3 protein-coding genes are annotated in these 2,576 nt (G+C 64.1%); 1 reads left to right on the top strand and 2 read right to left on the bottom strand.

Features of this window, described 5'->3' with window-relative positions:
• Both AC2VON_RS06770 and AC2VON_RS06765 read right to left on the bottom strand, forming a co-directional pair.
• On the bottom strand, positions 1 to 826 hold an 826-nt coding region (locus AC2VON_RS06770), incomplete at its 3' end, for an ABC transporter ATP-binding protein (RefSeq protein WP_486952252.1).
• Between the two features lie 280 nt (positions 827 to 1,106).
• On the bottom strand, positions 1,107 to 1,946 hold the full coding sequence (locus tag AC2VON_RS06765) for a DUF3109 family protein (RefSeq protein ID WP_486952251.1): 840 nt from the start codon (positions 1,944 to 1,946) through the stop codon (positions 1,107 to 1,109).
• A 58-nt stretch (positions 1,947 to 2,004) separates the two neighbouring features.
• Here AC2VON_RS06765 and AC2VON_RS06760 point away from each other — a divergent pair.
• Positions 2,005 to 2,576 (top strand): Ppx/GppA family phosphatase (locus AC2VON_RS06760; protein ID WP_486952250.1); only part of this gene is annotated, 572 nt, incomplete at its 3' end.

The raw sequence follows: 2,576 nt of genomic DNA, 5'->3' as shown, positions 1-2,576 counted from the left end.
CGAGCCATGCCAGATCGCGAGGTAGTTGGACCTGGCCGCTGTCGGCTTCGATCTCACCGTCGAGAAGGGAGATCAGCCGGGGGGCGTCGTCGGCGATTGACTGATCATGGGTTACCAGGACGATCGTTTGACCTGATGAATTCAGGCTGTAGAGAGCGTCGATGACTTTGCGGCCGTTATGGGTATCCAGGTTGCCGGTGGGTTCGTCGGCGAGTATCACATCGGGTGTCATGAACAATGCCCGCGCCACGGCCACGCGTTGCTGCTCGCCGCCGGACAATTCCGCGGGCACTCGTCTGCCCAACTTAGCAAGCCCGACCTGATCCAGTAAGGTCATTGCGCGCTCGTGTTGAGCACGACCCGATTTACCGGCCAGCAATCCGGGGAGCATCACATTCTCGACGACAGATAAGCCGGCCAGGAGATTGAACGCTTGGAATACATATCCGATTGTCCGACATCGGACGGCGGCCAGTCGCCGACGCGACAGCTGAGCGACGCTCTCCCCGTTCACTAGAACGTCACCGCTTGTCGGGAGATCCAAAAGCCCGAGGATACTCAGCAGCGTCGACTTTCCCGATCCCGAAGGTCCGACTAACGCTACGAACTCGCCTCGATGTATTTGCAGATCGATATTGTTAAGCACGGGCGTGCTCGTGGCGCCGCTGCCGAATGATTTGTGAAGTTTGCGTGCCTCAAGGACAACCGGTTCGCTAACTTCGTGGCCGTTCAGCGCATCAAGGTCGTCGTGGGTTTCTGTCGTAAGTTCGTCATGAACATCGCCGTCTGGCTCCACATCCACGTTCTGGACCTTGGCTTTAGGCACTATACAACTCCATTGGTGTTAATGATTCATCCGGAATTCCCGGAATGCCTAGCGCCAGCATACCGATTGCGCCGACGGCCGGGTCGGTCGACTCGCCGCCGACCCAGGTTGACACATCAGACACCTCAGCCCACGGGCGCCAGCATCGCCTTCCAGCCGTCGGCGCCGATGTCGGTCGAGTCTTGCAGTGAGTACACCGTGCCATCGGGCCCGGCGACCAGACCGCTCTGCGCGTCGTAGACCGCGACCGAAACGGCACCGGGGTGCGAAGTCGGGTGGGCTACCGGGAGCGACCCGGTTGTTCCTGCTGGTGCTGCTGGGCCCGCTGGGCCAGTGTGGTCGCCGGATGCACAGCCACCAGGCCCCGTTCGTGACGCTGCTGGCAGATTGCGGCCAGCTCCGCGTAGGCCTTCTCGCCGAGCAACTCGGTGAGTTCGACGGCCATGCTCTGCCACACCTGCCTGGCGCCGACATGGGCGGCCGGATCGCCGGTGCAGAACCAGTGCAGGTCGGCGCCGCCGGGACCCCAACCCCGCCGGTCGAATTCGGTGATGGTGGTCTTGAGGATCTCGCTGCCGTCCGGGCGGGTCACCCATTCCTGACTGCGCCGGATCGGCAGCTGCCAGCAGACGTCCGGCTTCATGGTCATCGGGTGCACCCCGAGCCGGACCGCTTTGATGTGCAACGCGCACCCGGCGCCGCCGGTGAACCCGGGCCGGTTCAAGAAGATGCACCCACCCATATGCGTGCGGGTGCGCAACTGTTGCTCACCCTCGTTCTCGTCGAGTTCCAGGTAGCCCCTGCGTCCTGACCCCTTGCTGCGGAACTGCCAATCGTCGTCGGTCAGCTGGGCTACGGCCGCGTCGAGCCGGACGCGGTCGTCGTCGTCGGACAAAAATGCGCCGTGCGAACAACATCCGTCATCGGGCCGGCCCGCGACGATGCCCCGACAGGCCGGGGTGCCGAACACGCAAGTCCAGTGCGACAGCAGCCAGGTCAGGTCGGCGGCGATCAGATGCTCGGTATTGTCCGGGTCGTAGAACTCCACCCATTCGCGGGGAAAGTCCGGGTCGACTTCTTGTGTGTGGGAGCCCGGGTGAGTAGCAGGTAGGGATGTCACAGAATCCCACGCTAGACCAGAGTTTCACCCGCCCGCGTTCCTGGTTAAATTGTGTTTTGTGCGATTAGGCGTGCTCGACGTCGGCAGCAACACCGTCCACCTGCTGGTGGTGGATGCACACCGGGGCGGTCATCCCACCCCGATGAGCTCGACCAAGGCCGCCCTGCGGCTGGCCGAAAACACCGACAGTTCGGGCAAGATCACCCGGCGCGGCGCCGACAAGCTGTTGTCGACCATCGACGAGTTCGCCAAGATCGCTGCGAGTTCGGGCTGTACGGAGCTGATGGCCTTCGCCACCTCGGCGGTGCGGGACGCGTCCAACTCCGAGAGCGTGCTGACTCGGGTGCGCACCGAGACCGGCGTCGAGCTGCAGGTGCTGCGCGGGGAGGACGAGTCCCGGTTGACCTTCCTGGCGGTGCGCCGGTGGTTCGGGTGGAGCGCGGGACGGATCATCAACCTTGACATCGGGGGCGGCTCGCTGGAGTTGTGCAACGGCGTGGACGAGGAGCCCGAGGTGGCGTTGTCGTTGCCGCTCGGCGCCGGGCGGCTGACGCGCGAGTGGCTGCCGGAGGATCCGCCGGGCCGGCGCCGAGTGGCGATGCTGCGTGATTGGTTGGACGCCGAACTCGC

This window comes from Mycobacterium sp. TH-M82 (assembly GCF_057473605.1).
This window is presented reverse-complemented; position numbering and strand designations above follow the sequence as displayed.